This is a genomic window from Mycobacterium sp. 29Ha (assembly GCF_032883055.1).
GTDB classification, from domain to species: Bacteria; Actinomycetota; Actinomycetes; order Mycobacteriales; family Mycobacteriaceae; genus Mycobacterium; species Mycobacterium gallinarum.
The window spans coordinates 201,714-227,172 of record NZ_JAMQTI010000002.1; the positions used below are offsets into that span (position 1 = coordinate 201,714).

27 protein-coding genes are annotated in these 25,459 nt (G+C 66.3%); 5 read left to right on the plus strand and 22 right to left on the minus strand.

The genetic code is table 11. The features are described 5' to 3' along the window. Nucleotides 1-76: 76 nt before the first annotated feature. On the minus strand, nucleotides 77-418 hold the full coding sequence (gene rplS, locus M1248_RS03535; protein WP_006242158.1) for a 50S ribosomal protein L19: 342 nt from the start codon (nucleotides 416-418) through the stop codon (nucleotides 77-79). A 308-nt stretch (nucleotides 419-726) separates the two neighbouring features. Between rplS and M1248_RS03540 the strand changes: the two genes are divergently transcribed. Beyond that, nucleotides 727-1,644, plus strand: coding sequence for a serine hydrolase (locus M1248_RS03540; RefSeq protein ID WP_317147559.1), 918 nt, complete (start codon nucleotides 727-729; stop codon nucleotides 1,642-1,644). A 29-nt stretch (nucleotides 1,645-1,673) separates the two neighbouring features. Here the strand turns inward: M1248_RS03540 and trmD are convergent, their stop codons facing one another. The 4 genes from trmD to rpsP are packed head-to-tail and all read right to left on the minus strand — an operon-like array spanning nucleotide 1,674 to nucleotide 3,702. Then, nucleotides 1,674-2,351, minus strand: coding sequence for a tRNA (guanosine(37)-N1)-methyltransferase TrmD (gene trmD, locus M1248_RS03545; protein WP_317147677.1), 678 nt, complete (start codon nucleotides 2,349-2,351; stop codon nucleotides 1,674-1,676). A gap of 14 nt (nucleotides 2,352-2,365) precedes the next feature. Beyond that, nucleotides 2,366-2,881 (minus strand): ribosome maturation factor RimM, encoded by a 516-nt coding sequence (rimM, locus tag M1248_RS03550; protein ID WP_163725935.1) that lies wholly within the window; start codon nucleotides 2,879-2,881, stop codon nucleotides 2,366-2,368. A gap of 43 nt (nucleotides 2,882-2,924) precedes the next feature. After that, nucleotides 2,925-3,167 carry an RNA-binding protein gene (locus M1248_RS03555; RefSeq protein WP_003881089.1) on the minus strand — a complete coding sequence of 81 codons (243 nt, stop codon included), beginning with the start codon at nucleotides 3,165-3,167 and terminating at the stop codon, nucleotides 2,925-2,927. Between the two features lie 10 nt (nucleotides 3,168-3,177). Beyond that, on the minus strand, nucleotides 3,178-3,702 hold the full coding sequence (gene rpsP / locus M1248_RS03560; RefSeq protein ID WP_163725931.1) for a 30S ribosomal protein S16: 525 nt from the start codon (nucleotides 3,700-3,702) through the stop codon (nucleotides 3,178-3,180). A 211-nt stretch (nucleotides 3,703-3,913) separates the two neighbouring features. On the opposite strand from rpsP, the gene M1248_RS03565 reads away from it, so the two are divergent. Next, nucleotides 3,914-4,396 (plus strand): nuclear transport factor 2 family protein, encoded by a 483-nt coding sequence (locus M1248_RS03565; protein WP_163725921.1) that lies wholly within the window; start codon nucleotides 3,914-3,916, stop codon nucleotides 4,394-4,396. Nucleotides 4,397-4,399: 3 nt separating this feature from the next. Here M1248_RS03565 and M1248_RS03570 read toward each other — a convergent pair whose 3' ends face one another. After that, nucleotides 4,400-4,819, minus strand: coding sequence for a nuclear transport factor 2 family protein (locus M1248_RS03570; RefSeq protein WP_163725918.1), 420 nt, complete (start codon nucleotides 4,817-4,819; stop codon nucleotides 4,400-4,402). Nucleotides 4,820-4,864: 45 nt separating this feature from the next. On the opposite strand from M1248_RS03570, the gene M1248_RS03575 reads away from it, so the two are divergent. Both M1248_RS03575 and M1248_RS03580 read left to right on the plus strand, forming a co-directional pair. After that, nucleotides 4,865-5,743, plus strand: coding sequence for a D-alanyl-D-alanine carboxypeptidase family protein (locus M1248_RS03575; RefSeq protein WP_163725916.1), 879 nt, complete (start codon nucleotides 4,865-4,867; stop codon nucleotides 5,741-5,743). Nucleotides 5,744-5,848: 105 nt separating this feature from the next. Continuing rightward, nucleotides 5,849-6,649 (plus strand): D-alanyl-D-alanine carboxypeptidase family protein, encoded by an 801-nt coding sequence (locus M1248_RS03580; RefSeq protein WP_410506614.1) that lies wholly within the window; start codon nucleotides 5,849-5,851, stop codon nucleotides 6,647-6,649. Nucleotides 6,650-6,769: 120 nt separating this feature from the next. Here M1248_RS03580 and M1248_RS03585 read toward each other — a convergent pair whose 3' ends face one another. The 7 genes from M1248_RS03585 to ftsY form a co-directional block, all read right to left on the minus strand. Then, nucleotides 6,770-7,864, minus strand: a complete 1,095-nt coding sequence (locus tag M1248_RS03585; protein WP_317147561.1) for an amidohydrolase family protein — start codon at nucleotides 7,862-7,864, stop codon at nucleotides 6,770-6,772. Nucleotides 7,865-7,866: 2 nt separating this feature from the next. Then, nucleotides 7,867-9,417, minus strand: coding sequence for a signal recognition particle protein (ffh, locus tag M1248_RS03590; RefSeq protein WP_163725910.1), 1,551 nt, complete (start codon nucleotides 9,415-9,417; stop codon nucleotides 7,867-7,869). Between the two features lie 36 nt (nucleotides 9,418-9,453). Next, nucleotides 9,454-9,663 (minus strand): DUF4190 domain-containing protein, encoded by a 210-nt coding sequence (locus M1248_RS03595; RefSeq protein WP_163736893.1) that lies wholly within the window; start codon nucleotides 9,661-9,663, stop codon nucleotides 9,454-9,456. 191 nt (nucleotides 9,664-9,854) lie between these two features. Beyond that, nucleotides 9,855-12,332 carry a [protein-PII] uridylyltransferase gene (locus M1248_RS03600; RefSeq protein ID WP_317147562.1) on the minus strand — a complete coding sequence of 826 codons (2,478 nt, stop codon included), beginning with the start codon at nucleotides 12,330-12,332 and terminating at the stop codon, nucleotides 9,855-9,857. An 80-nt stretch (nucleotides 12,333-12,412) separates the two neighbouring features. Beyond that, on the minus strand, nucleotides 12,413-12,751 hold the full coding sequence (locus tag M1248_RS03605) for a P-II family nitrogen regulator (protein WP_006242172.1): 339 nt from the start codon (nucleotides 12,749-12,751) through the stop codon (nucleotides 12,413-12,415). A gap of 6 nt (nucleotides 12,752-12,757) precedes the next feature. Then, nucleotides 12,758-14,149 (minus strand): ammonium transporter, encoded by a 1,392-nt coding sequence (locus M1248_RS03610; protein WP_163725905.1) that lies wholly within the window; start codon nucleotides 14,147-14,149, stop codon nucleotides 12,758-12,760. A 172-nt stretch (nucleotides 14,150-14,321) separates the two neighbouring features. Beyond that, nucleotides 14,322-15,659 (minus strand): signal recognition particle-docking protein FtsY, encoded by a 1,338-nt coding sequence (gene ftsY / locus M1248_RS03615; RefSeq protein WP_163725902.1) that lies wholly within the window; start codon nucleotides 15,657-15,659, stop codon nucleotides 14,322-14,324. A 49-nt stretch (nucleotides 15,660-15,708) separates the two neighbouring features. On the opposite strand from ftsY, the gene fni reads away from it, so the two are divergent. Beyond that, nucleotides 15,709-16,710: a type 2 isopentenyl-diphosphate Delta-isomerase gene (fni, locus tag M1248_RS03620; RefSeq protein ID WP_317147678.1), complete on the plus strand. Its 1,002-nt coding sequence runs from the start codon at nucleotides 15,709-15,711 to the stop codon at nucleotides 16,708-16,710. A 51-nt stretch (nucleotides 16,711-16,761) separates the two neighbouring features. Here the strand turns inward: fni and smc are convergent, their stop codons facing one another. The 9 genes from smc to coaD form a co-directional block, all read right to left on the minus strand. Next, on the minus strand, nucleotides 16,762-20,349 hold the full coding sequence (gene smc, locus M1248_RS03625) for a chromosome segregation protein SMC (RefSeq protein ID WP_317147563.1): 3,588 nt from the start codon (nucleotides 20,347-20,349) through the stop codon (nucleotides 16,762-16,764). A 26-nt stretch (nucleotides 20,350-20,375) separates the two neighbouring features. After that, nucleotides 20,376-20,660, minus strand: coding sequence for an acylphosphatase (locus M1248_RS03630; protein WP_163725896.1), 285 nt, complete (start codon nucleotides 20,658-20,660; stop codon nucleotides 20,376-20,378). After that, entirely contained in the window at nucleotides 20,644-21,060 is a 417-nt protein-coding gene (locus M1248_RS03635) for an OsmC family protein (RefSeq protein ID WP_163725893.1), read from the minus strand. Before M1248_RS03635 ends, M1248_RS03630 begins: the two co-directional genes overlap by 17 nt. Nucleotides 21,061-21,142: 82 nt before the next feature. After that, entirely contained in the window at nucleotides 21,143-22,033 is an 891-nt protein-coding gene (gene mutM, locus M1248_RS03640; protein WP_317147564.1) for a bifunctional DNA-formamidopyrimidine glycosylase/DNA-(apurinic or apyrimidinic site) lyase, read from the minus strand. Further along, entirely contained in the window at nucleotides 22,026-22,730 is a 705-nt protein-coding gene (gene rnc / locus M1248_RS03645; RefSeq protein ID WP_317147565.1) for a ribonuclease III, read from the minus strand. Before rnc ends, mutM begins: the two co-directional genes overlap by 8 nt. Continuing rightward, a complete protein-coding gene (locus M1248_RS03650) occupies nucleotides 22,723-23,352 on the minus strand; it encodes a YceD family protein (RefSeq protein WP_163725884.1) in 630 nt (209 codons plus the stop codon). Before M1248_RS03650 ends, rnc begins: the two co-directional genes overlap by 8 nt. Before the next feature lie 32 nt (nucleotides 23,353-23,384). Further along, nucleotides 23,385-24,122, minus strand: coding sequence for a cell division protein SepIVA (gene sepIVA, locus M1248_RS03655; protein WP_083125932.1), 738 nt, complete (start codon nucleotides 24,120-24,122; stop codon nucleotides 23,385-23,387). Between the two features lie 206 nt (nucleotides 24,123-24,328). Beyond that, on the minus strand, nucleotides 24,329-24,895 hold the full coding sequence (locus tag M1248_RS03660) for a hemerythrin domain-containing protein (protein WP_163725881.1): 567 nt from the start codon (nucleotides 24,893-24,895) through the stop codon (nucleotides 24,329-24,331). Between the two features lie 82 nt (nucleotides 24,896-24,977). After that, entirely contained in the window at nucleotides 24,978-25,454 is a 477-nt protein-coding gene (gene coaD, locus M1248_RS03665; RefSeq protein ID WP_317147566.1) for a pantetheine-phosphate adenylyltransferase, read from the minus strand. Nucleotides 25,455-25,459 lie beyond the last annotated feature (5 nt).

The following is a 25,459-nucleotide window of genomic DNA, read 5'->3' on the forward strand; positions in this document are numbered from 1 at the left end:
TAGCCACCGCGGCGCTCGTCACCGCGATCATCGGCTGCCACGCGTCAGTACCGGGCGTGTCGGCCGAGTGCGCCGGTCAGCGCTTCTCCTTGATCTTCGCCTTCTTGCCACGCAGTTCGCGCAGGTAGTACAGCTTGGCGCGGCGCACATCGCCACGTGTGACGACGTCGATGTGGTCGATGTTGGGCGAATGCACCGGGAATGTCCGCTCGACACCCACGCCGTAGCTTTCCTTGCGCACGGTGAAGGTCTCGCGGATGCCGCCACCCTGCCGGCGCAGGACGACGCCCTTGAAGACCTGGATACGTTCCTTGGAGCCCTCGATGACCTTGACGTGCACGTTCACGGTGTCACCGGGGCTGAAGTCCGGGATGTCGTCGCGCAGCGACGCCTGATCGACGAAGTCCAGCGTGTTCATCGGTGACACATCCTTGCTGTCGGCGGCCGCGGGCGTGGTCGCGAAATCAATCGCGTCGCCGAGCCGATCTTTCGGGTTTCGGGGTGTATCTCGCAGCGGACGGAGAGGCTCAAGGTCCCCGACCGGCACAGACAACTGCTCAATTGTGCCAGATGGGCCCCCGTCCGGAGAAATCCGGTGATGAACCGCTCCCGAACGCGCCCGCGGTCTGACCAAGCGTCGGCTACCAGAGACGGTTAGGCTGGATAACAGGCTACGGCGGAGTAGTTAGCCCGACACCCAAATCCAGGACAGCGTCAAGGAGGGTCATGCGACGCGGGCCGTCGAAACTGGTCACGTCACTCGCCATCGCAGGCGTAGCGGTGCTGTCCGCGAGCGGGTGCGAAGCCCGGGTGTACGGAACTCCCCCGGAATCCGCGCTGACGGTCGTCGTACCGCAGGGCAGGATGGCGCCGCTGCCCGAAGCCCCACCCGACGAACCCGCCGCCACCTTCGGCGGACTGCGTGACCGCACCCGCCAAGCCATCGCCAACGCCGCCAAGACCGGCGCCCAGATCTCCGTCGTGATGCTGGATCGCAACACCGGCGAAGTGGTATCGGGCGGGGACGATGCGTCGTTCCCCATCGCATCCGTGGTGAAGCTGTTCATCGCCGACGACCTGTTACTGCAGGAATCCAAAGGTGAGACGGAGCTATCACCAGCCGATCGCAGGTCGCTCGACGTGATGCTCAGATCGTCGGACGACAGTGCGGCCGAGAACTTCTGGAACCGCAGCGGCGGAAGCGACATCGTCAACCGCGTCGTGACACGGTACGGGCTGGCGAACACGAAGCAGCCGTACAACGGCAAATGGGACCTCACGACGAGCACCGCGGGCGACCTGGTCCGGTACTACGACAAATTGCTGAGCGGTAGCGGCGGGCTACCGCCGGAGCAGGCCAACGTCATCATGGCCAATCTCGCGCAGTCGACGCCGACGGGGATCGACGGTTACCCGCAGAGGTTCGGCATTCCCGAGGGGTTCGATGCCGAGCCCGTCGCCGTCAAACAGGGGTGGTTCTGCTGTTGGAGCGGCGCCAACCAATTGCATGTGTCGACGGGTGTCATCGGCCCCGAGCGTCGCTACGTCATGGCCATCGGATCGCTGGATCCCAGCGGCGAAGCGGCCGCGCGCGATCACGTCACCCAACTCGTCAAGACGATGTTCCCCGGCGGCCGTATCTAGCTCTGGCCGAGTCGGTCTCCTGACGGCGCTCAGTCCAGCAACTCGGGGCGGCGCTCACGGGTGCGTTGCAGGCCCTGCTCGCGTCGCCACGCTGCAATCTTGGCGTGGTCGCCGGACAGCAGGATCTCGGGCACGTCGAGTCCGCGCCAGCTCGGCGGCCGAGTGTAGCTCGGTCCTTCCAAGATCCCGGCAGAATGCGAATCATCTTGGTGCGAAGCGGGATTGCCAAGCACGTCCGGCAGCAGACGCGCGACCGCTTCGATCATGACCAACGTCGCGGACTCACCGCCCGGCAGCACGTAGTCGCCGATCGACACTTCTTCGACGCGCATCCGGCGGGCCGCATCGTCGGCGACCCGCTGGTCGATGCCTTCGTACCGTCCGCAGGCGAACACCAGGTGCTTTTCGTTGCTCCACCGCTGGGCGTCGGCTTGGGTGAACAGCCTGCCCGCGGGCGTCGGGACCACCAAAAGGGTTTCGTCGGAACATAATTCGTCGAGCGCCTCACCCCATACCGGAGCCTTCATGACCATCCCCGGCCCACCACCGTAGGGCGAGTCGTCGACCGAGCGGTGCACATCGTGGGTCCAGCGGCGCAGATCGTGCACCGCCACCGAGAAGATTCCAGCCTCGATCGCCCTGCCCGGCAACGACTGTCGCAGCGGATCGAGATATGCCGGAAACACGGTCACCACATCGATTTTCAGACCGCTGCTCATCGTCATTCCAGTTCCAGCAGACCCTCGGGCGGGTCGATCTCGATCACCTGATCCGCCAGTGACACCGACGTCACGATCGCGCCGACGAACGGGACGAGTACCTCACGATCGCCGGTTCGTACCGAAAGCAACTCGCCGGCCGGGGTGTGCAACACCTCCGCGACCGCGCCGACGTCGGCTCCGGCGGTGGTTCGGACCCGCAGCCCCTCCAGCTGATGGTCGTAGAACTCGTCGGGATCGTCGATCGGCGGCAGGTCCGCGGAATCGACGAGGAACAGCGTGCCGCGCAACGCGTCAGCGCCGTTGCGGTCGGCAACCCCGTCGAGCCGGACCAGCAGCCGCCCACCGTGCGGACGCGAAGCGTCGACGGTAAAGCGCTGTTCGGTTCCGCCTTTGATACGAGCGCGCAGACTCGTTCCGGGCGCGAAACGGGTTTCCGGGTCGTCGGTGCGGACGTCGACGACGACCTCGCCGGTGATCCCGTGCGCTCTGACGACCCGCCCGACAACCAGGTCCATAACTGCCCCGATCCCCGAGTCGCTTCGCTCCAGCCCGCCGTACCTATTGGTCGGTGTCCACCACGTCGACGCGAATCCCACGGCCCCCGATGCCGGCCACCAACGTGCGCAGGGCGGTCGCGGTGCGTCCGCCGCGGCCGATGACCTTGCCGAGGTCGTCGGGATGGACGTGCACCTCGACGGTGCGCCCGCGGCGACTCGTGACCATGTCGACCCGGACATCGTCGGGGTTGTCCACGATTCCGCGAACCAGGTGCTCGACGGCGTCGACGACGACTGAGCTCACAGCAGGGCCCTCAGCTCTCAGTTGACGAGGACTCGTCCGAGGAGCCAGCTGCCGACGACTCGGGTGCAGCCTCGGCAGGCGCGGCCTCGGCATCCTCGGCGGGCGCCGCGTCAGCCGTCTCGGCCTTCTCTGCGGCCTTCTTGGCAGGCGCCTTCTTTTTCTTGGGCTGTGTCGCCTCGCCCGACGGTGCGCCGTCGGCTTCGGCCAGCGCCGCGTTGAAGAGGTCCAGCTTGCTGGGCTTGGGTTCCTTGACCTTCAGCGTGCCCTCGGCACCGGGCAGACCCTTGAACTTCTGCCAGTCGCCGGTGATCTTCAGCAGCTGCAGCACGGGCTCGGTGGGCTGGGCGCCGACGCCGAGCCAGTACTGTGCCCGCTCCGAGTCGATCTCGATCAGGCTCGGATCTTCCTTCGGGTGGTACCGGCCGATGACCTCGATCGACCGACCATCACGGCGGGTGCGCGCGTCAGCGACGGCGATGCGGTATTGGGGATTGCGGATCTTGCCAAGCCGAGTCAGCTTGATCTTGACAGCCATGTTGAACGACTTCTCCTGTGATTGCCACGCTGCAATTCAGCGATGCCCGCGGATTGCGCGCACCCGGTTTTGCCTTACGTGTGTGACCGCCACACAAGCGCCCAGCGGGAAGCCGGAGGCGGATCGCTCAGAGCGGGTCGCGTGGCAGACAGCCGCCCATTCTGCCAGAACAGCCCCTACCGGTGGAAATCCGGTCGTTACCCTCTCGAATGTGGACGCCGCCGACACCCTGCTCGAGATCGAAGCCATCAAGCAATTGAAGGCACGCTACTGCCGCTTCCTGGACACCAAGGACTGGCAGGGCTGGCGCGGCGTCTTCGCCGACGACTTCCACAGCGACACCTCACCATCAGGCGGCAAGGTGATCGACGGTGCCGACGAGTTCGTCGCGTTTGTGCGCAAGACCCTGGAGAAGCAGCCGACGGTGCATCAAGTGCACGCCCCGGAGATCGAGTTGACCTCGGCCACCACCGCGCGAGGGGTGTGGGCCCTCAACGATGTCGTCCGGCTGGCGCCGGGGCTGAATCTCGATGGCTACGGCCACTACCACGAGACCTACGAGAAGATCGACGGCCAGTGGCTCATCACGAGTTCGACGTTGACCCGCCTTCGCACCGACTTCTTCAATCCGCTGTTCTCTGTGCGCATTTCGGACCGGCTCACCCGGGCGGCGGCCAAGCTGGCACGCCGCTAACCGCTACAACAGCTTGTCGAAGCACTTCTCCTCGACGCGCTTGCTCATTCGCCAGCCCTCTGCGGTGCGGACGAACTCGTCGACGTACCAGATGCCGACGAACAGGATCTGCTTCTCTTCGGCGTTGAACACCATCGGGTTGAAGCAGATGGTTTTCGATGATGCGGAGTCGCCGTCTATGCGGACGTCGAAATTGCCCAGCATGTGGTAGTAGGCCGGGAAGTTCGGAAGCACTTCCTTGAGCCACGCCTTGACGTCCGGAAAACGCCCGTCGATCCCACCGGTGACGCGGTAGTCGATGTAAGCGTCCGGGGTGAAGACGCGATCAAGGTTGTCGAATTGCTTCTGATCGATCGCGTTCGAGTAGTCGATCATCAGCTGCTGTATCTCGAATCGATCCGATATCTCTTCCAAGCTCAACATGAGTCGATTGAACACGATCACTCTGCGGGGATAGGCTCACCCGTCATGCGGAAGATTCTCGTCTGCATTGCGACCGCGCTGTGCCTGGTCGCCGGGGGGACCGCCGTCGCGTCGGCGGTGCCCGCCGGCGTCATCCAGCCATCGGGTTCGGTGCCCATCCCCGAAGGCCCCGCTCAGGCGTGGATCGTCGCCGACATGGACAGCGGCGCGGTGCTGGCGGCCCGCGACGAGTACGGCCAGTTCGCACCGGCGAGCACCATCAAGGTGCTGCTTGCGCTGACGGTGCTCGACGAACTCCCGCTCGACGCGACAATCGTGGCCAGCGAGGCAGACACCAAGGTCGAATGCAACTGCGCAGGCGTGGCTCCGGGCATGGTCTACACCACACGCCAGCTGCTCGAGGCGCTGCTGCTGGTTTCGGGCAACGACGCCGCCAACACCTTGGCGAGCATGCTCGGCGGTCAAGACGTCGCCGTGATGAAGATGAACGGTAAGGCGGCGCTGCTCGGCGCGTACGGCACCAATGCCGGCTCACCGTCGGGTCTCGATGGTCCAGGTATCGACATGTGGTCCTCGCCGCATGACCTCGCAGTGATTTTCCGCGCCGCCATGGGCAACCCGGTGTTCGCGCAGATCACCGCACAGCCGACGGCCGTCTTCCCCACCAAGACCGGCGACAAGGTGCTGGTCAACCAGGACGAACTGCTCAAGCGCTATCCCGGCACCCTCGGCGGCAAAACCGGCTTCACCGACATTGCGCAGAAGACGTTCGTCGGTGCAGCGGGCCGCAACGGCAGACGCCTGGTCATCGCGATGATGTTCGGTATGGACAAGCCCGGGCAGCCGACCTACTGGGACCAGGCCGCCAGCCTGCTGGACTGGGGCTTTGCACTCGATCGGAATGCGACGATCGGCAGTCTTTAGCCGACGCAAAGTTGCTGAATCGCAACACGTTCGAGACCGCGACGGGGAACGCGCCGGTTACGCTCGGCGTTCGTGCGAAAGTTGTTGGCCGCGTTGGTGATCACAATGTTCTCTCTGTGTTCGACCTACGCGGTGGCGACGCCTGCCGCGGCCCAGCCCGGCATAGAGCCGTCGGGGGCTGTCGCGTTGCCGGAAGGACCGGCGCAGGCGTGGCTGCTTGCCGATCTGGACACCGGCGCAATTCTGGCCTCCCGCAACCCAAATGAGTCACACGCGCCCGCGAGCACCATCAAGCCGCTGCTGGCGATGGTGGTGCTCGACCACCTGCGGCCGGACAACTTCGCCCGCGCCAACTCGTCACATACCGAGGTCGAGTGCTCGTGCGTGGGATTGAAACCCGGGCAGCCCTATACGGTCCTCCAGCTGCTGTCGGCGCTGTTGATGGTGTCGGGCAACGACGCCGCCAACATGCTGGCCGACATGCTCGGCGGGCAAGGTGTCGCGATCCCGGCGATGAATCGCAAGGCGGCCGGCCTCGGTGCCCGTTCCACCAGGGCCTCGTCGCCGTCGGGGCTGGACGGCCCCGGATGGGAATCCACCACCACGCCATTCGACCTGGCGTTGATCTATCGCGCGGCCCTGAAATATCCGCTCATCGCGCAGATCATGCGATCGCAATCGGCACAATTCCCCGGCAAGACGCTGAGCAACCAGAACGAGCTCCTGACCCGCTACCCCGGCACGTTCGCGGGCAAGACCGGGTTCACCAACCTCGCCCGCGAGACCTTTGTGGCCGCCGCACAACGGGGCAACCGTCGTCTCGTGGTGGTGGAGATGTACGGCACCGGCGATCTGTACGGCCAGGCGATACGCCTGTTCGACTGGGGATTCGGCCAACCGCGCTGACGCGTATTCGGCGCGCGAACCGACCCTCAGGGTTGGTAAGCGCGCCGAATTCACCAGGAATGCGGCGCACCAGTACGTCAACGACCTCATCAAATCGCATCGGTATCTGCGCGACGTCTACTAGCGGTAGACCCTGCCCCGCAGGATCACCACATCGGGCGCACTGACGACGGCAGCGCCCTGGCGGGGATCGTCCCGGTAGCAGACGAGATCGGCCGAGGCCCCGTGCTCGATGCCGGGGCGGCCCAGCCATTCGCGGGCGGTCCAACAGGCCGCGCCCAGCGCCTCGGTCGGGCTCATCCCGATGCCCTTGAGCGCGTCGATCTCATCCGCGATGCGGCCGTGAACCACCATGCTGCCCGCGTCGGTGCCCGCGAAGATCGGCACGCCCGCCTCCCGCGCGGCAGCGATGCGCGACGGGCACTTCTCGTAAAGATCTCGCATGTGTCGGGCATAGGCCGGGAATTTCGTTGCGTTGTCGGCGATTCCGGGAAAGTTCTCGATATTGATCAGCGTCGGCACCAGCGCAGTGCCGTGTTCGACCATCAGCTCGATGGTGTCATCGGTCAGGCCGGTACCGTGCTCGATGCAATCGATGCCTGCCCTGATGAGCCCGGGCAACGCGTCCTCGCTGAACACGTGCGCCGTGACGCGGGCGCCGTTGTCGTGGGCCGCCTCTATCGCCGCCTTCAGCACATCGTCGGACCACAGCGGCGCCAGATCGCCGACTTCGCGGTCGATCCAGTCGCCGACGAGCTTCACCCACCCGTCGCCGAACCGCGCCTGTTCGGCGACGGCGTCGGGCAGTTGGGACTCGTCCGCCATTTCGATCGCGAAGCCGCGCTGATAACGCTTGGGCCTGGCGAGGTGGCGGCCCGCGCGGATGATCCGCGGCAGGTCGTGGTGATCGTCGAGGCTGCGGGTGTCGATGGGTGAGCCCGCATCGCGCAGCAGCAGGGCGCCCACGCCGCGTTCCGTCTCAGCCTGGCTGATGCACTCGTCGATGGTGTCGACAGGGCCGTGCTCCCCGAGGCCGACGTGGCAGTGCGCATCGACGAGCCCGGGCAGGATCCAGCCGTCCGCTCCGTCAGCACCGAAGACGGTCTGGGCGTCCTGCACCGGTTCGGCACTGAGCATGCCGTCGACGATCCACCACTCGACAGGTTGTTCATCGGGCAGCCCGCGACCGCGTACGTGCAGTGGTGGCTGAGGCATGCCTAGTTCTGGCCCGGGAACTTGAACTTCGAAAGGTCGATGTTGGCGAGACCGGGGGGAAGTTCATCCAGTCCCTTGGGCATATCGGAAAGGTCTGGGAATCCGGCAGGCATTCCCTGACCCAGCGGATTGCGCACCTTGGGTGGCGTCGGCCCGCGACCGCCCTTCTTGCCCTTCTTCTTGTTCTTCGCCGCCTTACGAGACGATCCCTTGCGGCCGAAGGGCATACCCATCTGACCGGCCATCGACGACATCATCTTGCGCGCCTCGAAGAACCGGTCGACAAGCTGGTTGACCTCACCGACCGTGACCCCGGATCCGTTGGCGATACGCAGGCGACGCGAACCGTTGATGATCTTGGGGTCCGCACGCTCGGCGGGCGTCATGCCACGGATGATCGCCTGCAACCGGTCGAGCGACTTGTCGTCGACGGCTGCCAGCGCGTCCTTCATCTGGCCCGCACCGGGCAGCATGCCCAGCAGATTGCCGATCGGGCCCATTTTGCGGATCGCCAGCATCTGCTCGAGGAAGTCCTCCAGCGTGAGTTCGCCGCTGCCGATCTTCGCGGCGGCTTCCTCGGCCTGTTGCGCGTCGAAGACCTGTTCGGCCTGCTCGATGAGCGTGAGCACGTCGCCCATACCCAGGATCCGGCTGGCCATCCGGTCGGGATGAAAGACATCGAAATCCTCGAGCTTCTCGCCAGCGGACGCGAAGAGGATCGGCACACCGGTGATCTCGCGCACCGACAGCGCGGCACCGCCGCGCGCGTCGCCATCGAGCTTGGTCAGCACCACGCCCGTGAAGCCGACCCCTTCGCGGAACGCCTCGGCGGTGTTGACGGCGTCCTGACCGATCATCGCGTCGAGCACGAAGATCACTTCGTCGGGGTTGACGGCGTCGCGAATGGCGCCGGCCTGCCGCATGAGCTCCTCGTCGATGCCGAGGCGGCCCGCGGTGTCGACGATGACGACGTCGTGGTGCCTGGCCTTGGCCTCGGCGATACCTGCCGACGCCACCGCGACCGGATCGCCGGGCGCCGAATCGTCGGATCCCTCGGCGGTGCCGGGGTGGGGCGCGAAGACGTCGACACCGGCTCGCTGGCCGACGATCTGAAGCTGGTTGACGGCACCGGGCCGCTGCAGGTCACACGCCACGAGAAGCGGCGTATTCCCTTGTTCTTTAAGCCATTTGGCAAGTTTGCCGGCGAGCGTGGTCTTACCGGAACCCTGCAGACCCGCCAGCATGATCACCGTCGGCGGGGTCTTCGCGAACGCCAGCCGGCGCGTCTCCCCGCCGAGAATGGCGATGAGTTCCTCGTTGACGATCTTGACGACCTGCTGCGCGGGGTTCAGCGCGCCCGATACCTCGGCCCCCTTCGCGCGCTCCTTGATGCGTGCGACGAAGTCGCGCACCACCGGCAGCGACACGTCCGCTTCGAGCAGGGCCAACCGAATCTCGCGGGTCGTCGCGTCGATGTCGGCGTCGGACAACCGCCCCTTGCCACGCAGCCCCTGGAGGGCGCCGGTCAACCGGTCGGAAAGCGATTCAAACACGCGGTCCAGCCTAACTTCTTCCAGGCGGCACCCGGGTCAGCCGGGTCTTCTCAGCGCATTCGACACGTCGACGATCGACGCCACGGCGAGGATTGGGAACAGCGCCAGCAGCACCGTCCCGACGTAGCCGATCGCCAGGCCGACAACGGCCATTCCCCGGCCGTCCTGACCGATTCTCTCGATCTGCCTCAGCGCCACGTGCCCGAAGACGATGCCTAGCGGCGCAAGTACCAGCGCCGGGACCAGGCCGTTTCGGCGTGTTGCGGCGCGCTACGCCCCAGGCCGCGACCAACAGAACGAGAGTGTCGACCATCAGCACCGGTCGATCCACAGAACCGGGTTCGAATACGAGGAGAACGAGAGCATTGCCGCGGCGCCGACATCGGTGACCGTCGCTGCAGGGGCGACCCTGCACCAATCCCCCGTGGTCAGTACAACTAGCTGGCTTCCGAAACCGGTTTCGCGGGCGCGGGGGTCGGCAGGATCGCGTACAGGTCGCGCTCGAGCTCGGCCCGAACGGCATCGCCGTCTCCGACGGCGGTGATTCCGAACAGGTCGACCACCGACGAACCCAGTGTCGTGACCTTCGCCCAGGCGATGTCGACGCCGTCGCGCTCGAACACCGCCGTCAGCCTCGCCAACAGGCCGGTGCGGTCGGTGCTGCGGATCTGTACCACCAGCTCGCCCGGGGCCGCACCTTCGGACCACAGGATCCGTGGCGGGGCGACCACATGGTTGATCGGCACCGCGTCCGGCACTTCGCCCGCTCGCGCCGTTCCGTATTGCGCGGCGTCGCGATCACGCTTGTCCAGTGAGGCAAGCGCGTCGAGGTCGCCGTCGAGGGCCAAGATCCACTGCTGCCGCAACAGTTCGGCCGCCGGTGGAGCACCGAAATGCGGCGACACGACGAAGGTGTTGATCGCCGAACCCGCGTGTCCGTTGACCGAGGCCGAATGCACCCGCAGCGAGTTGAGCGCCAGCACCCCCGCGGCCTTGGACAACAGTCCCCGGCGGTCCGGCGCGATCATCGTGATGTTGTAGATGTGGGGGCTGTCGGCAGGCGTGATCTCGACGTGTATACCGACCTCGGCGGCCAGCGAAAGATACCGGGGATCAATGGGATCGGGCTGCGGCAGTGGGTCACCGGCCATCACCAACCGGCAGCGGTGCACGAGATCGCCGATGAGCGAGGCTTTCCAATCGCCCCACACCCCGGGTCCGGTGGCCAGTGAGTCCGCCTCGGCAAGCGCGTGCAGTAGTTCGAGCACGACGTGGTCGCCGTCGAGTGCGTTGACCACCGACGCAATGGTGTTGGGGTCCTGCAGATCGCGCCTCGTGGCGGTGTGCGGCAACAGCAGGTGGTGGCGCACCACCTTGGACAGGATCTCCACATCCGACGGCCACAGGCCGAGTCGGGTGCCGATTTGAACCGCGAGCTCGGCACCGATGATGCTGTGGTCGCCGCCGCGGCCCTTCCCGATGTCATGGCAGAGCGCACCGAGAACCAGCAGATCCGGCCGCGACACCCTGGTGGTGAATGCGCTGGCTCGCGAGACGGTCTCGACGAGATGACGGTCAACTGTCCAGATGTGAACGACGTCGCGCGGCGGGAGGTCGCGCACGGCGCCCCATTCCGGAAAAAGCCTGCCCCACAGACCCGTTCGATCAAGTGCCTCGATAGTGGCCACGGCCGCGGGACCCGCGCCCAGCATGACGAGCAGGTCTTTGAGCGCCTGGCGAGGCCACGGGGTACGCAGCTCGGGTGCGGTTTCGGCGAGGCGGGCCAGCGTGGACCCCGCCATCGGCAGGCCGGTGTTGGCCGAGGCGGCCGCCACGCGCAGGATCAAACCCGGATCACGTTCGGGACGGGCGTCGCGGGCAAGGATGACTTCGCCGCCGAACTCGATCACGCCTTCGTCCAGGGGTCGGCGCGCGGGCCTGCGGAACGCCGAGAGTCCGCGTCTGGGAAGTGCGTTGCCTGCGGTGCGAATTCCGGCGTCGACGTAGAAGCTGATGGTGCGGGCGGCGTCGGAGAGCATGCGCGCCAACTCGAACCGGTCGCCGATCTGCAGCGCGGCGCCGATCTCGTCGGCATGCTGGGCGAGCAACAACTCCCGGCCGCGCCCAGCCACCCGATGCAATTCGGTGCGTACGTTCAGCAGCGTCATGTGCGCCTCACCGAGAGTTTCGGTGGGCGACGCCAGGGATCGGCTGGGATAGACATCGGCGAGCTGGGCGATCGCCAACGCGTTGAGCAGTTGAACGTCGCGCAGGCCACCGCGTCCGCATTTGAGGTCGGGCTCGGCGCGGTGGGCGATCTCGCCGCTGCGCTGCCACCGCGCCCGGGTGTGCTCGACGAGTTCGTCGAAACGCGAAGCGACGCCGGTACGCCACTGCCGCCGCGCTCGCCCGATCAACAGGGTCGACAGATCCGCATCGCCCGCGATGTGCCGCGCTTCGAGCATGGCCAGCCCCGCGGAGATGTCTTCGCTGGCGACGGTCAACGCCTCGGGTACCGTGCGCACACTGTGGTCGATGCGAATGTTGGCGTCCCACAACGGGTACCACAGCAACTCGGCGACCTGGCCCACGACATCATGCGGCATGTTGTCGTGCAGCAGTGTCAGGTCCAGATCCGAATAGGGCACCAGCTCGCCGCGGCCCAACCCACCGGTCGCGACGATGGCGAAGCCGCTGGTGGGCGTGATGCCGATCTCGGTGGCCTTTGTGGTGAGCCAGAATTCGTGCAAATCGAGCAGCGCGTCGCGTAACGCAGCCGAATCCAGTTGCCGGGGACCGTTGGTCAGTAGCTGTTCGGCGGCGGCGGAAAGGTCGGTCGCGGGTCGTAACGAACCCGCCGCCGGGGGTTCCCATCGAGGGGCCCCGGCGGCGGAATCTGGTTTCTGCTCAGTCATTTCGTGTCCTCCCCCGGCCCTTACCTTCAAACATTCACGGTGCAACGGCCGGGCGACGACGTCTTATTTCGTCAGGCTGGTCAAAGGGCGTCCGTTCCACGTTCACCGGTGCGCACCCGCACGACCGTGTCAACGGGACTGACCCACACCTTGCCGTCGCCGATCTTTCCGGTGCGTGCGGCCTGGACGATCACGTCCACGACCTTGTCCACGGCGGAATCATCGACCACGACCTCGACCCGAACCTTCGGAACGAAGTCGACGGAGTACTCGGCGCCGCGATACACCTCGGTGTGGCCCTTTTGGCGACCGTAGCCCTGAACCTCGCTGACGGTCATTCCGAGAATTCCGGTCTGCTCGAGTCCGGTCTTGACGTCTTCGAGCGTGAACGGCTTGATGATCGCAGTAATCAGCTTCATATCCCCTTATTCCTCTCCGCCGTGACGTCCGAGGACCGAACCGCCACCGACAGCTGCAAAGTCGTAACCGCTTTCCGCGTGTTCGCTCTCGTCGGCACCAGCAGCCTCTTTTTCTTCGCTGAGTCGCAGCCCAATCGTGAATTTCACGATGTAGGCCAAGATAGCTGTCCCGATCGCACTGTAGAGCAGAACCGCCCCGGCGCCGACTGCCTGACGCCATAGTTGGTCGACTCCGCCGCCGTAGAACAGACCGGCCACTCCCGCACCGGCCTCTGGGGCCGCCACAAATCCGATCAACAACGTGCCGACGATGCCGCCCACCAGGTGAACACCGACCACGTCGAGCGAGTCGTCATAGCCCAGTTTGTATTTCAGGCCGACCGCCAGAGCGCACAACGAACCTGCGACCACACCGATGACGAGTGCACCCAGGACATTGACCGCTGAACACGACGGAGTGATGGCGACCAGACCGGCCACCACACCCGAGGCCGCACCCAGCGATGTCGCCTTACCGTCGCGAATGCGCTCCGTGAGCAACCACGCCAGCATCGCCGCCGCCGTGGCCACCGTCGTGGTGACGAAGGTCGAACCGGCGAGGCCGCCGGAGGCGCCGGCCGAGCCCGCGTTGAAGCCGTACCAGCCGAACCACAGCAGACCGGCGCCGAGCATGACGAACGGCAGATTGTGCGGGCGCATAGGGGTGTTCGGCCATCCCTTGCGCTTTCCGAGGATCAGTACGAGAACCAGTGCGGCGGTGCCTGCGTTGATATGGACCGCTGTGCCGCCTGCGAAGTCGACCGCCGCCAGTTTGTTGGCGATCCAGCCACCGGTCTCCGCGGTGCCACCGTCGAACGAGAACACCCAGTGCGCGACCGGGAAGTACACGAAGGTGACCCAGAGGCCTGCGAAGAGCAGCCATGCGCCGAACTTGATGCGGTCGGCCACCGCGCCCGAGATGAGGGCGACGGTGATGATCGCGAACATCAACTGAAACGCGACGAACACCGAGGCCGGCATCGTGAAGACCAGCGGAATGAGGGTCTCCGGCACCGCCTCGACAGCCTCCACGCCCGGGGCCGCGGCGATCGCCTCGACCGCGGGGGCGGCGTTACCGCCGATGAGGCCCTTCAGTCCGAAGAACTGCGTCGGGTCGCCGACCACATTGGAGACGTCGTTGCCGAACGCCATCGAGTAGCCGTACAGCACCCACAGCACCGTCACCAAACCCATGGCGCTGAAGCTCATCATGATCATGTTGAGCACGCCCTTGGCCCGAACCATGCCTCCGTAAAAGAAGGCCAGGCCCGGCGTCATCAACAAGACAAGCGCTGCGCTTGCCAGCATCCACGCGGTATCACCGGTGTCCGGTATACCGAGGGTCGGGAATCCATCCACTCGCAGTTTCCTCCTTCGACATGCCACGGCCGCAACGCTTTACGACCGTTGACCTGGTCCAAGACTTTGCTGAGTGGTTGTTTCGTCGAAGACGCCACGGTGTTTCACTCGTGTGAACGGATGGACGCTGGACGTTTCGTCGGTGTTACATCACGTGTTTTGCGGCCGCTGACTAACCGAGCAACGCGTCGACGAACGCCGCCGGCTCGAACGGAGCGAGGTCGTCCGGTCCCTCGCCCAGACCGACGAGTTTGACGGGCACACCCAACTCCTGTTGCACGCGGAACACGATCCCGCCTTTCGCGGTGCCGTCGAGTTTGGTGAGTACCACGCCGGTGATGTCGACGACTTCGGCAAACACGCGGGCCTGTGGCAGACCGTTCTGGCCGATCGTGGCGTCGAGCACCAGCAGCACCTCGTCGACCTCGGCGCGACGGCTCACCACGCGCTTGACCTTGCCCAGTTCGTCCATCAGGCCGGTCTTGGTGTGCAGGCGCCCTGCGGTATCGATGACGACCACGTCGGCACCGGTTTCGACGCCGACGTCGACGGCGTCGAACGCCACCGAGGCGGGGTCGGCGCCCTCGGCTCCGCGTACGACCTGCGCGCCGACGCGAGACGCCCAGCTCTGCAACTGGTCTGCTGCGGCCGCGCGGAAGGTGTCGGCCGCACCCAGGACGACACGGCGTCCGTCGGCCACCAGCACCCGAGCCAGCTTGCCGACGGTCGTCGTCTTGCCCGTGCCGTTGACGCCGACGACGAGCAGTACGGACGGTTTGTCGGCGTGCGGAAGCGCCCTGATGGACCGATCCAGGTCGGGCTGCAACTGGTCGATCAAGACCTGGCGCAGTACCCCGCGGGCGTCCGCCTCGTTACGCACCTGGCTGCTGGCCATCCGCGCACGCAACGCCGCGACGACCGAATCCGTCGCCGCAGGACCCAGGTCGGCGATCAGGAGGGTGTCCTCGACGTCCTGCCAGGAGTCTTCGTCGAGGTCGCCGCCGCCGAGCAGGCCGAGCATGCTGCGGCCCAGCGTGCTCTGCGACTTGGCGAGGCGACCCCGCAGCCTCTCCAGCCGGCCCTCCGCCGGGGCGATCTCGTCGAGTGCAGGCGCTGCAGGCTCGGCGGGCGCTTCAGGCGCGGCAGGGGCTTCAGGCTCCGCGGGGGCCGCCGGTTCGGCGGGGGCTGCTGGCGGTTGTTGGACGACCGGCGGCTCCGGCAGCTGGACGTCGGCGATCACCCGCTTCGGGGCGTCCCGGGGAATGGTGGCATCATCGCCGACGGCGGGTAGTCCGTCGGTATCGATCCGTTCGACCGGCTCAGCGGGCGCTGCTTGCGAGAACGTGATGGTGGACGAGGCGGTGTAGCCGCCCGAGCGGTCGAGAGGAGTGGCGGTGTCCTTGGACGACAAACTCACCCGTCGGCGCCGGTACCGCACCAGGCCCACGACTAGCGCGGTCACGAGGAGAACGGCGATGACCGCGAACGCGATCCACAACTCGACAGTCACCACGTCATTGTCTCAGGAGGGGTAGCCGGTGACGCTCGGCCCCGGTGGCATGGAAACCCGCAAACGACGTCACATCGACGTGTGCCTCGGCGATGCGGTCGAATTCCAGACGGTGACGACGGGGTTCGAGCGCTATCGGTTGCCGTACAACGCGCTCACCCAGACCGACCTCGGGTCCATCGAATTGGCGACCGAGTTCCTAGGCGTCCACTTGCGCGCGCCCGTGCTCATCGGCGCGATGACCGGTGGCGCGGAGTTGTCCGGCACCATCAATCGCAACCTCGCCGATGCGGCCCAGCAGCTCGGTGTCGGGATGATGCTGGGCTCGCAGCGCATCATGCTCGACAACGGTCCGGCGTCCGCGACGTTCCGGGTCCGTGACATCGCGCCGGATGTACTGCTGATCGGCAACATCGGACTGAGCCAACTGACCGCGCAGACGGTGCAGGCACTGGTCGAGGCGTTGGATCGGATCGGCGCCAACGCCCTTGCGGTGCATACCAATCCGTTACAGGAAGCCATGCAGCACAAGGGTGACACCGACTTCTCGGGTTCGATAGGACGCCTTCGCGACATCGCGGCAGCCATCGGATACCCGGTGATGGTCAAGGAAGTCGGCCACGGCATCGGGGCCAAGGCCGCGGCCGAACTCTCGGACTGCCCCATCGCGGCGGTCGACGTAGCAGGCGCGGGCGGTACCTCGTGGGCGCGCGTAGAGCAGTTCGTCCGCTACGGCGAGATCCGGTACCCGGCGCTGGCCGAGTGGGGCATTCCGACCGCACAGGCACTTGTGGAAGTGCGGCGCACACTGCCCGGAGTTCCGCTGGTCGCCTCCGGCGGCATTCGCACCGGGATGGACGCGGCCAAGGCGATCGCATTGGGTGCCGACGTGGTGGCAGTGGCGCGACCGTTGCTGGCACCTGCGATCGAATCGTCTGCCGCCGTTGTGGATTGGCTGCAGCGCTTCATCGACGAACTGATGATCTGTTTGCACGGCAGCGGCGCGGCCAACCTTGCCGAACTCCGCGAGGGCGGCGTCACCCCCCTGTGATTTCGGTGTCGACAGTCGCGGTGAGCGCGACCAATGACACCGAAATCGCTATCAGTTGGCGGCGCCGACGAGTTCCTGGCCGCGCATGCGCTGACTGATCACCGCGGTGATGCCGTCGTCGCGCATCGTCACGCCGTAGAGCGCGTCGGCGATCTCCATCGTCGGCTTCTGGTGCGTGATGATGAGCAGCTGCGACTGGCTGCGCAATTGCTCGAAAAGCCCCAGCAGGCGGCGCAGGTTCACGTCGTCGAGTGCGGCCTCCACCTCGTCCATGACGTAGAACGGCGACGGCCGCGCCCGGAAGATGGCCACCAGCATTGCGACGGCGGTCAGCGACTTCTCACCACCCGACAGCAGTGACAGGCGCTTGATCTTCTTGCCAGGCGGGCGGGCCTCCACCTCGATGCCGGTGGTGAGCATGTCGTCGGGGTTCGTCAGCAGCAGCCTGCCCTCGCCGCCGGGGAACAACGCCGAGAACACTTGCTGGAACTCACGTTCCACATCGACGTATGCCTCGGAGAACACCTGGAGGATCCGGGCGTCGACATCGTCGATGACGTCGAGCAGATCCTTGCGGGCCGCCTTGACGTCCTCCAGTTGGGTGGACAGGAAGTTGTAGCGCTCCTCCAGTGCGGCAAACTCCTCCAACGCCAGCGGATTCACCCGGCCCAGCTCGTTGAGTTCGCGCTCGGCCTTCTTGGCGCGACGTTCCTGGGTGGGCCTGTCGAACGGCATGGGCGCTGGCGCCATCACCTGCTCGCCGCGCTCGCGCGCCTGCTCGTACTCAGCCATCTCGAGCTCCGACGGAGGGAGCCCGACATCGGGGCCGTACTCGGCGACCAGATCGGCCGCCGCCATTCCGAACGTCTCGAGGACATGCTCCTCGAGCTGTTCGATACGAAGTGCGGCTTGCGCTTTGGCGATCTCGTCGCGGTGCAGGGCGTCCGTGAGAGCATTGATCTTGGCGCCCAGCTCGTTGACCTCCTCGCGCGCCTTGGCCAATGCGGTTGCCCGGTGCTGACGTTCGGCCGCGACGTCGTCACGCGCCCGCGACGCGACCGCCACCGCCGCACTGAGCCGCTGCGCGACCAGGCGTCCAGACTCCGCCACGGCGGCCGCGACTGCGGCGGCGTGCACGCGCGCCTCCCTGGCACGCTGTGCACGCAAGCGGGCATCACGTTCGGCGGTAGCCGCCCTGCGCATCGAATCGGCCCGGCCGCGAACGGCGTTCGCTCGCTCTTCGGCCGTCCGCACGGCCAGCCGGGCCTCCACCTCGGCAGCGCGGGCAGCCTCGGCGGCCGCCATCGACTCCTGGCGATCGACCGGTTCGGATTCGAAGGTCGGCTCCTCTTGCGCGTTGTGGAGTCGCTGCTCCAGCTCGGCGAGCTCCTGGACCGTCCGATTGCGGCTGGCCTCGAGTTCGTCGCGCTGCCGGATCAGCCGCTGCCATTCGTCATCGGTGGCGCGGGCATCCTGGCCGAGCCGCCCGAGCTGTTCGTAGACCGCCGAGATCGCCGCGTCGGACTCGTTCAGCGCGGCCAGCGCCTGCTCGGCGGCGTCCTGGCGGGTGGACTGCTCGGCCAGTGCACCGGCCAGCGCGGCCGACAGTTCGCCGGTCTGTTTCTCGGCGGCCGCCAGTTCAGTCCGGGCCTTCTCGACCTCCGACGCGATCTCCAGCGTGCTGGGCTTACGGTCGGACCCGCCGGTCACCCAGCCCGCGCCGACCAGATCACCGTCGGCGGTGACCGCCTTCAGCTGCGGACGCGCTGCGACCACGTCGAGCGCGGCGGAAAGGTCACTGACCACCGCCACACCCGACAACAATGCGGTGATCGCCCCTTGCAGTCGGTCGGGGGCGTCGATGAGATCCAACGCCCACTGCGCGCCCTCGGGCGGCAGGCCCGCGTTCGGCACCGAGGGGTGCGGCCAGTCGCCGAGCACGATGGCCGCGCGGCCGCCGTCAGACTGCTTCAACGCGACGACGGCCGACTGCGCCGCACCCGAGTTCTCGGCGGCGACCGCATCCGCAGCAGCCCCCAGCACGGCGGCGATCGCCACCTCGTAACCCGGGCGCACCTTGACCAGATTGGCGATCGATCCGAAAAGCCCTGCGCCACCGTGGTGTTTCTGCAGCCACGCGGCGCCGTCCTTGCGGTCCAGGCCGACGGACAGCGCCTCGATGCGAGCACGCAACGAGGCAACCTGACGTTCGGCGCCACGCTCGGCTGCCTGCAGTTCGGCGACCCGCTCGTCGGCGAGACGCAATGCGGTGACGGTGCGGTCGTGGTGCTCGTCGAGGCCGACCTCGCCGGCATCGAGTTGGCCGACTCGACTCTGCACGGTCTCGAACTCCGCCTGCGTTTGCTGGGCTTTGGCTGCGGCCTCGTCGATCCCGACGGTCAGCCGTGCGACGGTCTCGTCGATCGACTCGACGCGGGTGCGCATCGTGTCCACCTGGCCGGCCAGCCGGGCCAGACCTTCACGGCGGTCGGCCTCGGCGCGGACGGCGGCCAGATGGGCGCGTTCGGCTTCTGCGGCGACACCTTCGCGCTCACTGAGTTCGGCGCGGGCGGCTTCCAGGCGCGTGCGCGATTCGTCCAGCTCCTGAAGCAGTCGGCGCTCCTGGGCGGCGACCTCTTCGGCCTTGGCCTCCAGCTCGTCGGGATCGGGGCCAGTCGACGCTTCGGGCTCGGTGTCCAGGTGCTGGGCCCGCTCGCTGGCGATGCGCACCGTGGCGCTAACCCGTTCGGCCAACGCCGACAGCGAAAACCAGGTCTGCTGAGCCGATTCCGCGCGCTCGCTGAGGCTGCCGACCGCCGACTCGTGCGCGTTCAGCTCGACGGTACGCGCCTCGAGCCGCGCCGCCAGATCGTCATGTTCGCGACGCAGCGTCGTCTCGGTCTGGTTGGTGTTCTCGAACTCCGCCTTGCGGACGACGAGGTCGTCGGCCGCCAGCCGCAGCCGGGCGTCGCGCAGGTCGGCCTGGATGGTCTGGGCGCGGCGAGCCATCTCCGCCTGTCTGCCCAGCGGTTTGAGCTGACGGCGCAACTCGGTCGTCAGGTCCGTCAGCCGCGCCAGGTTGGCCGACATCGAGTCGAGCTTGCGGACGGCCTTTTCTTTGCGCTTGCGGTGCTTGAGGACACCCGCGGCCTCTTCGATGAATGCGCGCCTGTCCTCGGGGCGGGATTCGAGGATCTCGGAGAGCTTGCCCTGTCCGACGATCACGTGCATCTCGCGGCCGATGCCGGAGTCGGACAGCAGTTCCTGCACGTCCATCAAACGGCAACTGGCGCCGTTGATCTCGTACTCGCTGCCGCCGTCACGGAACATCCGGCGAGTGATCGACACTTCGGAGTATTCGATCGGCAGCGAGTTGTCGGAGTTGTCGATCGTGACCGTCACCTCGGCGCGGCCCAGCGGCGGGCGCGACGACGTGCCTGCAAAGATGACGTCTTCCATCTTGCCGCCGCGCAGAGTCTTTGCACCCTGTTCGCCCATCACCCACGTGAGCGCGTCGACCACGTTCGACTTGCCGGACCCATTCGGGCCGACGACACACGTGATGCCTGGCTCGAAGCGCAGAGTCGTCGGCGAAGCAAACGACTTGAAGCCCTTCAGGGTCAGACTCTTGAGGTGCACGACGTGCCACACTACCGTCGCGCAGGCTAACGCTCGGTGAACCCCGATAGCGTTTCGCCGACTTCTGACCAATCCGCGATCACTTTGTCGACATGTCCCGGCGTATGTCCGCCTTGCAGCAGGTCAAGTAACTTTTCGCAGGCCGCTCGCGGGCCCTGGGCGACCACTTGAACGCGGCCGTCGGGCCTGTTCGAGGCGTATCCGGTCAACCCGAGTTCCAGCGCGCGCGACCGTGTCCACCACCGGAAGCCGACTCCCTGAACGTGGCCGTGCACCCACGCCGTGAGTCGTACCTCAGCTAACTCCTGCATCATTAACCTCAAACGTCACTTTGGTACCGGACTTGAGTGTGCGGCCCACCGTGCAGACCTGATCGATCGCCCGCTCCACGACGGTGAGTACCCGCGCCCGCTCCGGTTCCGACAGCGCCGACAGGTCGAGTTCCATGCGCTCCTCGAGCAGCGGGTAGCGCTCCTGCTCGCGATCGGCGGGACCCGACACCCGGATCGTGGTCGAGTAATCCGAGCCGAGACGACGCTGCAACGGGGCGTCGCTGGCCATCCCGCTGCAGGCCGCCAGCGCGATCTTCATCAGCTCGCCGGGCGTGAACACTCCCTCGACATCCTCGCTGCCGACGAGTACCTCGGCACCGCGCGCGCTGCGTCCGGTGTAGCGGCGGGCGCCGGTGCGCTCAACCCACAGTTCTGTCATGGTTCCCTTCTTCCCCGTGAGCGACCGCAAAATGCCAGCCCTGCACGGCGTGTCGACGTACAAACACGGTCATTCGCGAACCTTATTCCCGCCGGACTCGCGGGCGCGGTTGGCATTTCGGGCAGTAGAACGACGAGCGGTTCATGAACTTCTCCCGCCGCATCACCGCGCCGCAGCGCCGGCACGGCTCACCCTCGCGGCCGTAGGCGTCCAGCGATCGTTCGAAATAGCCGGACTCGCCGTTGACATTCACATATAGCGAGTCGAAGGACGTGCCTCCCTGGCCGAGCGCCTCGGTCATCACCTCGGCGGCGGCGTCGAGCACCTCAGCCAGCTTCGACCGGGTCAGCGACGACGCCAGTCGCGCACCGTTGACGCGTGCCCGCCACAGCGCCTCGTCGGCGTAGATGTTGCCGATCCCCGATACCACCGTCTGATCGAGCAGCTGCCGCTTGATCTCGGAGTGCTTGCGCCGCAACACCGTAACGACACCATCGCGGTTGAAATCCGGGTCCAGCGGATCGCGCGCCACGTGCGCGACGGGAAAGGGAACATCGGTGCCATCGACGGTGACGAGGTCGGCCAACATCCATCCGCCGAACGTGCGCTGGTCCACAAAACTCAGCGCGGTGCCATCGTCGAGAAGTGCCGCAATGCGCAGATGGTTGTTGCGCGGCTCCGGCTGTTGGCTCTTCGCGCTAGCGCTCATCGCAGGCCCGAGCAGCATTTGTCCGCTCATCCCGAGATGGACGACGAGCGCTGAGCCGTCATCGAGCGTCAGCCATAGGTACTTCCCGCGTCGCCCCGTTCCGACGATCCGCGAATCGAGCAGGCGCGCAGTCAGATCGGCGGGTCCAGCCTCGTGTCGACGCACAGCGCGTGGATGATGAACCCGCACAGCGGTGATGGTCTTGTCGACGACGTGCGCGGCCAAGCCCCGGCGAACGACCTCGACTTCGGGAAGTTCAGGCATCTTCGTCTGCGGCGGACGTCAGCGCGTTCCACGCCGCAGCGGCCGCCTTGAGTTCGGCCTCTTTCTTCGTGCGGCCGACTCCTTTGCCGTACTCATCGTCGGCGATGATCACCATCGCGGTGAATTCCTTGTCGTGGTCTGGCCCTGTTGATGTCACCGTGTACGCCGGCGATCCCATGCCGCGGGATGCGGTGAGCTCCTGCAGACTGCTCTTCCAGTCCAGCCCCGCACCCAACGTCGGCGCGGTGTCGAGCAGCGAAGCGAACAGACGCAAGATCACCTCCCGCGCCGTGACGATGCCATGCTCCAAATAGATTGCACCGAGCAGGGATTCGACACCGTCGGCGAGGATACTGGCCTTGCCTGCGCCGCCGGAGTTTTCCTCGCCCTTGCCCAGCAGCAGGTAGGCGCCAAGCCCGTCGTCCGACAGTTCACGTCCGACGCCGGCAAGCGCATGGGTGTTGACGATGCTTGCCCTCAGCTTGGCCAGATCACCCTCGGTGCGATCGGGGTGGCGGTGATAGAGCTCCTCGGTGATGGTCAGCCCGAGTACAGCGTCGCCGAGGAATTCCAACCGCTCATTGGTGGGCAACCCGCCGTTCTCGTATGAGTAACTGCGATGGGTGAGTGAAATGGTCAGCAGTTCTTCCGGGAGGTCAACGCCCAGCGCCTTGAGGAGTGGCGTGCGGTCAGTCACGGGTGTCCTCAGTGGGATTGTCGGCTCCGCCGACAGTAGCGGGATCGTCGGCTCCGCCGACAGCGTCGAACATGCCCGAGAGCTTGGCCCATCGCGGATCGATCTTTTCGTGCTGGTGCCCCGGTTCAGCTGTCGCCAGGGGCACACCACAGTCGGGGCACAGCCCGATGCAGTCGGGTCCGCACACCGGGGCGAACGGCAACGCCAGGCCGACGGCGTCGATGATCGGCTGCTCCAGGTCGACGGTGTCGTCCACCACGCGGCCGAGCTCGTCGGCCTCTGTGGTCTCATCGGTGGCGCTGTCGGGATAAGCGAACAGTTCGGTGATGTCGATGTCGACGTGCCCGGTGATCGGCGTCAGACAGCGCGCACACTCACCGACCGTGGGGGCGGACATCGTGCCTGTGACCAGAACCCCCTCCGAGACGGATTCGATCCGCAGATCCAGATCCAGCGGGGCGCCCTCGTCGATCGCGATCAGGTCCAGTCCGATACGCATGGGGCTGGGCACGGTCTCGGCGACGGTGATCATCGACCCCGGCCTGCGGCCGAGCCTGGAGATGTTCAACACGAGCGGCGATCGCGAGGCCCGCCGCGCCGCCGACTTCGCATGCGTCGCCATAGGGATCGATCTTACGGCGACCGTCCCAGGGCCTAGCGAGCTGCGTAGTCGTGCGTCCCCGCCGCAGTCCGCAGCTGATGGCGACCGCGGCCTACCGACCGCAGCGTGCCGTTGAGGAAGTCCTCGAATTCGGCCAGTTTGCTGTCGACGTAGATGTCGCATTCGCCGCGCAGTCGGTCGGCCTCGGCGTGTGCCGAGTCGATGAGGCGGGTGGCTTCCAGCGTGGCGGTCTGGACGATCTCGGTCTGGGCGACCAGCCGCTGCTGTTCCTTGATGCCTTCCTGCACGGCCTTCTCGTAGGCGAGGTTGCCGTTCTCGATGAGCCGGTCGGCCTCGTTCTTGGCACGTCCCGTGCTCGCCTCGTACTCCCGCTTGGCGGTTGCCGCCAGACGCGAGGCCTCTTCGCGCGCCTCTGCGACCATGCGCTCGCTGTGCTGGCGGGCCTCGCCGACCATGCGATCTGCCTGCGACTTCGCGTCGGCGAGCAGCCGGTCGGCCTCGGCGCGGGCGTGGTTGACCAGGGAATCCGCCTCGGCCGTGGCCGACGACACCATGGATCCGGAGTGCTCCTTGGCCTCGCGCAACAACGAGTCGCGAGCGTCCAGCACATCCTGGGCGTCGTCGAGTTCGCCGGGGATCGCGTCCTTGATGTCGTCGATCAACTCCAGGACATCGCCGCGGGGCACGACGCAGCCTGCCGTCATGGGCACGCCGCGCGCTTCTTCCACAATCGCGCCCAACTCGTCAAGCGCTTCAAATACTCGGTACACGGCAACACCCTCCAGGCGTAGTTGACAGTTACCAGTGTGCCTGGTGTTACGTCTGTGACTCAGCTACCGACCCCGGTGTGTCGCGTCTCGACCGGTTTCAGTGCGTCACCGCTCCCCAGGCCGCAGGCCCGTCTGCTCTGCTTCGAGCAACATTATGTCAACACGCAGAGTGGGCGCGCGCCCCGAGCCGTCAGCAGCGGCGTGGGCTAGCGAAGGGCAGCGGAGATCGCGTCGCGCGCCCGGTCGAGCATGGAGGCGAACGGGCCCACGGCGAAGTTGGCCTTCGCCGACTCGACGCCCGCGTGCGGACGAGTGGGCGCGATGGCCTCTGCCGCCAATACGGCCTTCGCCATGCGACCGAGGTCGTCAGCGTCGAGTTCACGCTCCAAGCGGTTGAACTCCTCGAGTTCTTCGCGCTCGGCATGGTCGAGTACCGAGCCGCGGAACAGCGTCAACTCGTCGAGAAACTCCTGCGAACCGATGTCCATCGTCTCGAGTGCCGCGAGCACTTCCTTGGAATCGTGTTCCTCTACGAGACGAGCGTCGACGATGATGTCGCCGCCCTCGACCTCGTGGCGCACTCGCGGATGGACCACCATCTCCTCGGCGGTCTCGTGCACCGCCAGGAGTTGCCGCAATTCGGTGAAGGCCTTGCGGCGGGCGTCATCGGACGACGCCGAGAACACTTCTTCGAACATGTCCTTGATCAAATTGTGCTGGTCTTTGAGGAATCTGACGACATCATCGGTCGACTGGACGAATGTTTCGACCATGGGGGTAACCACACTTTCTTGAAATCGGGTTGGGGCGCTATGGGCTGTGCGCCACCTCGTCGGTTACCCGTGTGAGTCCAGATCAACCCTTGAGCTTGGCCTGCAGTCGGACGTTGACGGCCTCGGGCAACAATGCGGAGACATCGCCGCCGAGCGACGCGACCTCCTTGGCCAGCGAGGACGATACGAACGAATACGTCGGCGTCGTGGCGACGAAGAAGGTGTCGACGCCGGCAATGTGCTTGTTCATCTGCGCCATCTGCAGCTCGTATTCGAAATCCGTCCCGGTGCGCAGACCCTTGACGATCGCGGTCAGCCCGCGGTTCTTGACGAAGTCGACCACCAGACCCTCACCGGACTCCGCCCGCAGGTTCGGCAGATGCGTCGTCGATTCCTCGATCATCGCGAGGCGCTCGTCGAGGCTGAACATCCCCTTCTTGTTCGGGTTGACCAATACGGCCACCACGACCTCGTCGAACTGGGCCGCTGCGCGCTCGAAGATGTCGACATGGCCGAGGGTGATCGGGTCGAAGGACCCCGGGCATACGGCGCCGCTCATGGGCA